This window comes from Actinoplanes sp. NPDC051633 (genome assembly GCF_040681735.1).
Classification (GTDB): Bacteria; Actinomycetota; Actinomycetes; order Mycobacteriales; family Micromonosporaceae; genus Actinoplanes.
The window spans coordinates 1-6,090 of the sequence record NZ_JBFAZH010000412.1; the positions used below are offsets into that span (position 1 = coordinate 1).

7 protein-coding genes are annotated in these 6,090 nt (G+C 73.1%); 3 read left to right on the forward strand and 4 right to left on the reverse strand.

Annotation, left to right across the window (positions count from 1 at the left end):
- From AB0M20_RS22210 to AB0M20_RS22220, 3 genes are all read right to left on the reverse strand, one after another.
- A partial coding sequence (locus AB0M20_RS22210; RefSeq protein WP_364300984.1) for a cellulase N-terminal Ig-like domain-containing protein occupies window positions 1–706 on the reverse strand: 706 nt, incomplete at its 3' end.
- A gap of 31 nt (window positions 707–737) precedes the next feature.
- Entirely contained in the window at window positions 738–1,406 is a 669-nt protein-coding gene (locus tag AB0M20_RS22215) for an HAD family hydrolase (RefSeq protein ID WP_364300986.1), read from the reverse strand.
- On the reverse strand, window positions 1,403–2,569 hold the full coding sequence (locus AB0M20_RS22220; protein ID WP_364300988.1) for an MFS transporter: 1,167 nt from the start codon (window positions 2,567–2,569) through the stop codon (window positions 1,403–1,405). The genes AB0M20_RS22215 and AB0M20_RS22220 overlap by 4 nt, the downstream gene beginning before the upstream one ends.
- A 230-nt stretch (window positions 2,570–2,799) precedes the next feature.
- Between AB0M20_RS22220 and AB0M20_RS22225 the strand changes: the two genes are divergently transcribed.
- A complete protein-coding gene (locus AB0M20_RS22225; protein ID WP_364300991.1) occupies window positions 2,800–3,408 on the forward strand; it encodes a hypothetical protein in 609 nt (202 codons plus the stop codon).
- 4 nt (window positions 3,409–3,412) lie between these two features.
- Here AB0M20_RS22225 and AB0M20_RS22230 read toward each other — a convergent pair whose 3' ends face one another.
- The gene (locus AB0M20_RS22230) at window positions 3,413–4,111 is read right to left on the reverse strand and encodes a GAP family protein (RefSeq protein WP_364300993.1); all 699 of its coding nucleotides are present in this window, start codon (window positions 4,109–4,111) and stop codon (window positions 3,413–3,415) included.
- A gap of 117 nt (window positions 4,112–4,228) precedes the next feature.
- Here AB0M20_RS22230 and AB0M20_RS22235 point away from each other — a divergent pair, with 117 nt between their 5' ends.
- Window positions 4,229–5,386, forward strand: a complete 1,158-nt coding sequence (locus AB0M20_RS22235; RefSeq protein ID WP_364300995.1) for a histidine kinase — start codon at window positions 4,229–4,231, stop codon at window positions 5,384–5,386.
- Window positions 5,383–6,033, forward strand: a complete 651-nt coding sequence (locus AB0M20_RS22240; protein WP_364300997.1) for a response regulator transcription factor — start codon at window positions 5,383–5,385, stop codon at window positions 6,031–6,033. Before AB0M20_RS22235 ends, AB0M20_RS22240 begins: the two co-directional genes overlap by 4 nt.
- Window positions 6,034–6,090: the final 57 nt, after the last annotated feature.

The window sequence follows — 6,090 nt, forward strand, 5'->3', positions numbered from 1 at the left end:
GCCCGGAGGACGCGTCGACTCCACGCGGGACGGTGCGGCCGTTGAGCACGATCTGGTTGTTGCGGTCGCGCAACTCCCAGCGCATCGGGGTGGTCGCATCGGTGACCAGGGTGGCCCTCTTCGGCCCGGCCGGGAGGTAGGCGACCTGGTTGACCCGGACGCGCGGGCCGGTCTCCGGCTCGTAGGGGCCGGGCGGCGCGACGCCGCCGACCAGCGAGACGTCGTCCAGGCAGAAGCGGAACGCCTCCTCGCCGCCGCCGAGCTGGAACGAGACCTGACCCTGGTCGGTGCTGGTGGAGGCGGTGAAGGTGTACGTGTACGCCGCACCCGAGGCGGTCAGCGCCGGCGACGCCTCGAAGTAGGTGGGGTACGGCGGGACGGAGAGCCCGACCACGGCGCCGACGTTGTGCCCCTCCGGATCCCCGGCGGCCCAGAAGGACAGCCGGTACGACTCACCGGCGACCAGATCGATGCCGTTCTGCCCGATCGCGAGGTTCCAGCGGTTCGGCGTGCCACCGGCGACGGTGACGCAGGCGCGTCCGCTCTCCAGGCTGATCGGCATGCCCGGGCTGGACCACCACGGGTCGGTGGTGCCGTCGAAGCCACCGTTGACGACCTGCTCGACCTCGTCGGCGAGCGCGGGAGACGCGGGCACCGTCAGCCCGGCGCCGATCAGGACGAGGACCAGGCCCACCCGGAGAGACATGGACACATGTTGATGCGCGCGTAACGCGCTGTCAACGTGCGGCTGCGTCAAGTGCGCGCGCGTGGGCGACAGCCGCCCGCAGCGACGTCACGACGGGTGCGGGAAGCCCGGCGAAGTGGTCGCGGGCGTGCAGCGCGTCCGGGCCCGAGTGGTAGACGACGCAGGTGACGCCGGACGACCTGGCGGCGTGCACATCGTCGACGCTGTCCCCCACCAGCAGCACGCGACCCGGATCGAGGCGCTGCCGTTCGAGGTGGCGCACCAGGTGCGGCGCCTTGCGGGCCAGATCCGATCCGGCGGTCCCGTCGATCCGGGTGAGGAGGTGGCCGATGCCGGCGGTTTCGACGAGGGGCAGCAACTGGTCCTGTGGATACATCGACAACAGCGACTGCGTGCGGCCGGTGGCCGCCCATTCGGTGAGCGCGGTCGCGGCGTCCGAGGTGAGTGCGATGGTCGCGCGATGACGCGTGTACGCGACGCGGAAGCACTCCTCCAGGCGAAGCTGCTCCTCGTCGCTCAGGGCGCGGCCGGCGAGCCGCTCGTAGAAGGCCGGGATCGGCTGGGTGTGATGCCGCTGGTAGTCGGCGCCGGTGATCGGGGTCAGGCCGCAGGTCCGGAACGCCTCGACGGTGGCGTCGATGAGCGCGCGGCCGTCGGCGAAGAGCGTGCCGTTCCAGTCCCACACGATGTGCTCGATCATGGTGTTCTCCTGGTTGCGGGGAGCATGACGGCCACCGCCAGGGCCGCCGCCACGGGTGCGACGGCGAAGCCGTAACGCGGCTCCACAGTGGTCAGTGGGCCGGTGAGGGCCGCACCGGTGGCACTGCCGACGGCGAACGCCGTGGCGATCCAGGCGAACGCCTCGGCGGCGGTGCCCCCCGGAGCCAGCCGGTCGGCCAGCAGGAACGCCACCGTCAGCACCGGTGGCAGTGCCAGGCCGCTCACCACCATGAGGACGGCCATCGCCCCCGGTGCGGGCGTGCTGATCAGCGGCACGAAGCCGAGGGCCAGGACGGCAGAGAGTTGGGTGAGGCGTGCGCCACCGCCCGGCCGGGCGCGGGTGTAGAGCAGGCCCCCGGTCAAGGCCCCCGCCGCCTGCGCCGCGATCAGCCAGGCCGCGATCGACCGGTCGGCCGCGACTTCGGCGTATCCGGTGAGCGCCACCGGGATGCTGCCGACTGCGGCGCCGACACAGACCATCCCGCCGATCAGGGCGGCGAACCGCGGGACCCGCAGCGGGCCGGCCCAATGCCACTGCACGCGCGCGCCGCGCCATCGGCGGACCGGTGCCGCGGACGCGAAGTACAGCGCTCCGGCCAGCTGCAGGCCGGCCGCGGTCAGCACTGCCGTGCTCGGACCGGCGATCGCCGCGGCGGCCAGGCTGATCACCGGCCCGGCCACGAAGATCAGCTCCTGCAGCGCGACGTCCAGCGCGTACGCGGCGCTGACCGTGTCCGCCGGAACCAGCCCCGGCCACAACACCCGGAGGCACGCCTCCAGCGGTGGCGTGCCGAGCCCGGCGAGGGCCGCACCGATCAGCGCCCCCATCGGCCGGCCGCCGCTGAGAGCGACCGTGAGGAAGCCTGCGGTGGAGAGCGCCACCGAACCGTGCAGCACCGGCCGCTGCGACCAGCGGTCGACCCCGCGGGCCAGTAGCGGCGTCCCGGCCGCCATGCCCGCGGTGTACGCGGCCACGACCAGGCCGGCCATCGTCAGCGACGACGACTGACGGGCGAACAACAGCAACGCGATCGGCGCCGAGCCGAGCGGCAACCGGCCGACCTGGCCGGCGAAGAGGAGACGGGGCACCCACGGTGCGCGCAGCACCGCCCGCGCCCCGCGAGAAGCGGGAACAGCAGACATGAGACGTCGCTCCCATACGACGTGGCTGACGATGGACATGTCGCGCCGGGCGCACAGCACCAGCGCCGGGGCATGTCAGGGAGCGAAGTCGCCGCGCTCGTGGTCGTTGCCGTAGAGCGGCAGATCAGGGGTCACCCAGCAGCCGTACGCCGCAGCGACGGCCGCCAGCATCGGCACCCCGTTCATGGTTCAGATCGTAAACCCACCGTGGCGTTCACGGTGGCCCGGTGATGAACGGGGCGTCCGCACCGGCTCGCGGCGGCCTGGCGACGGTCGGACGTGGCGCTGCCGACTACCATCGGCGCGACCACGCGGAACGGGGGTACGTCGATATGTCCACGTCGTTGTCGGGAGCTCGCATCGTCGCGGTCGGTGGGGCGCTGGCCGCCCTGCTGACACTGCCGCTGCCGTGGGCCGCCCAGGAGCACGAGACCGGCCTGCCCGACAACATCGGCACCGTGGACGCCGTCGGCCCGCACTGGTCGGGCTGGGGCCTCAGCGGGGCCGGTTGGCTCAACAGTCACCGGCCGCTGCCCCTCCTGGTCGTCGTGCTGGTCGCGCTCGGCACGCTGGCGTTGTTCGCGCTGTCCTGGATGGCGGCCGAGCGCGACGAGGCGGGCCGGCTCACGGTGAGCGCCCTGGCCGTCGGCGTGGCGCTGGCGGTCGCGGGCTTCCCGCTGCTCAACGCGATCCAGGACGACAGCGTCGACGGGCGGTTCGTCTCGGCCGAGTTCGGCTTCGTGCTGTGGCGCGTCGCGGTGCTGCTCACGCTCGCCGGCCTCGCCCGGGCCCGCATCTTGCAGGAGCAGCGCACGCGTGCCCTGCGGGACGCCGTCTGAGGCGTCAGCCGACCACCGACGGGAAGAGCCGCACCGCGGCGTCGCGGGCGAGCAGGAAGCCGACGATGCCGACGACCCACGACAGCGCGTTGCTGCGGGCCAGCCAGTCGCCGACCCGGGTCAGCAGCGGCGTGATGCGGTCGCCGGCGGTCAGGCGCGCCGTCAGCAGGAGCAGCGCGGGCAGGATCATCAGCAGGCAGTATCCCGCCATCACCAGCACGATCGGACCGGCCGCCAGCTTCGACGTGGTCAGCAGGCCGATTGCCGCCAGGTAGGGCAGCATCGTCGTGACCTCCGCGGCGGCCGCGGCCAGCGCCAGCCCGGCCAGCCCGCCGGCGCCGCCGTCGGTCAGGGCACGCTCCCGCCAGCGGGTCAGCCGGCCGCCGCCGGAGGCGCGCTTGTGCTTGCGGTCCAGCCGGAAGCTCAGGAAGAACAGCGCCACGCCGAGGACGAGTTGCGCCCACGACGCCGGTCGGGTGTCGAGAACCCGGCTGATCTGCGGCAGGAAGGCGTCGGCGCCGAGCGCGATGGCCACCCCGACCACGAGGTAGAAGGCGGCGACCGTGCCGAGGAAGACCAGGATGCGTCCGGCGCGGATCCCGCCGGGGTGCATCAGCAGCCAGATGGGGATCAACAGGGTTCCGAAGCTGGTCGAGTCGATCAGCGCCAGGACGGCCAGGGAACCCAACAGAGCGATGTCCATGCCGGCCACCCTCGCGCGCGGCTGGCGTGCGCCGCGTCGGCCGAAAGATGTCCGGGTCTTGGCCGCGTACATCTTTGGTCGGACGCCGCCGGAGGGACTCCGTGATGGTATGGGGAGGTGGAAGCGATACGAGCGCTGTGGCGGAGCAGCCCGTCGTTCCAGGACAGGGTTACCGCCGCGGCGACCTTCGCGGCCGGTCTGGCGTTCAACATCGTCGGTCTGACCGATGTCTGGGTCGACCCGGGCATCGACCGCCTCGCCGGCGCGCCCGCGTGGTGGCACACCGTCCCATTGGTCGTCGGCTGTCTCGCCATGCTCGGCAAACGCCGACATCCGATGCTCGCGCTCGGGGTGGGCGTCGTGGCCGCCCTGGCCGACCTCGCGCTCGGCGGCAGCATCGCGCTCGTCCTGGTCCTGTTCGATCTGATCTTCTCGGCCGGCCAGTTCGCCTCGGACCGGGCCCGGGCCGCCGTCACGACCGCGGTCTTCGTCATCATCGGCACCGCGACCGTGGTCGGTGGCCTGGCCGCCGGCGAATTCCGCATCGCCGTCTTCATCGGCCTTCAGTTGACCACCCTGCTGTTCGTGCCGCTCTGGTGGTCGGCCAACCTGCGCACGCAACGGAAGCTGGGCGAGCTCGCCGCCGAGCGGTCCGCCCGGGAGGCGGTGCTTGCCGAGCGTGCCGCGATGGCCCGGGACCTGCACGACGTCATCGCGGCCCACCTGTCCACGACCGCGATGCACTCCGGCGGTGTCCTCGCGCTCCCGCCGGACACCGAGCGGGACCGGACGGCGTTGGGCGCCGTCCGCGCCAGCAGCCTGGCCGCGCTGGAGGAGATGCGGTCGATGATCATGTTGCTGCGGGCCGCCGACGACCCCGTCGTGCCGGGCGGCCTGGATCGCCTGCCGCAGCTGGTGGAGGCGGCCGGCCTCCCGGTGGACAGCCACCTGGAGGACGTCGAGGGCGTTCCCGTCGTGGTCGGTCAGACCGTCTACCGGATCGTGCGTGAGGCGCTGACCAACGTACGCAAACACGCCCCGGACGCGCGCGTACACCTCGAATTGACCCGGGCCGGCGAACAGCTGACCGTGACCGTCACGAACACCCTGACCCACGTGGCCGATCTCGGCCACGACGCGCTCAGCGCGGGCACCGGCCTGCCGTCGATGCGCGAACGGGCCACGCTGCTCGGTGGCGAGGTGACCGCGGGACGCGACGGCGACCTCTGGCGAGTCCACGCCACGCTGCCCCTGCGCCAGGAGGTCCGGTCGTGACGATCCGCGTGCTGCTCGCCGACGACCACGCCGCGATCCGGGCCGGGCTGCGGCTGATGCTGGAGCAGGCGCCCGACATCGCCGTGGTGGGCGAGGCGGCCGACGGCGCCGTCGCGATGCGTCAGGCGACCGCCTTGCGGCCGGACGTGGTGCTCATGGACGTGCGGATGCCCGGCACCGACGGCATCAGCGCGACCCGGGAAATCACCTCCGCGGGCCTGGCCGAGGTGTTGATCCTGACGACCTTCGACATCGACGAGTACGTCTTCGGCGCGCTCCGGGCGGGCGCGGCCGGCTTCCTGCTGAAGTCGGTGGAGCCGGGGGATCTGGTGGACGCCGTCCGGCACGTCGCGGCCGGGGACGGCGTGCTCGCGCCCGAGGTGACCCGCCGGCTGCTCACCGCCTTCGTCGCGGCCGGGCCCGCGCCCGCGTCGACGACGGCATCTCCCGCCCTCGGCACTCTCACCGGCCGCGAACGCGAGATCCTCGCCGCCCTCGGCCGCGGACTGTCCAATGCGGACCTCGCCGCGTCCCTGGGAATCAGCGAGGCGACCGCGAAGACGCACGTCTCCCGGGTGCTGGCCAAGCTCGGCTGCAACTCACGGGTGCAGGCCGCGATCCTGGCGAAGGAGGCGGGCCTCGCCTGACCGGCCGGGGCGGGGACGCCGGCCCGCCCGGGACCTCAGGGGGTGGGAGACCCCGCG

What these genes read in the sequence shown, in the direction of transcription:
- AB0M20_RS22220 (WP_364300988.1), bottom strand. Translation starts at nt 2,569, where the DNA reads ATGTCTGCTGTTCCCGCTTCTCGCGGGGCGCGGGCGGTGCTGCGCGCA.
- AB0M20_RS22215 (WP_364300986.1), bottom strand. Translation starts at nt 1,406, where the DNA reads ATGATCGAGCACATCGTGTGGGACTGGAACGGCACGCTCTTCGCCGAC.
- AB0M20_RS22225 (WP_364300991.1), top strand. Translation starts at nt 2,800, where the DNA reads ATGAACGGGGCGTCCGCACCGGCTCGCGGCGGCCTGGCGACGGTCGGA.
- AB0M20_RS22230 (WP_364300993.1), bottom strand. Translation starts at nt 4,111, where the DNA reads ATGGACATCGCTCTGTTGGGTTCCCTGGCCGTCCTGGCGCTGATCGAC.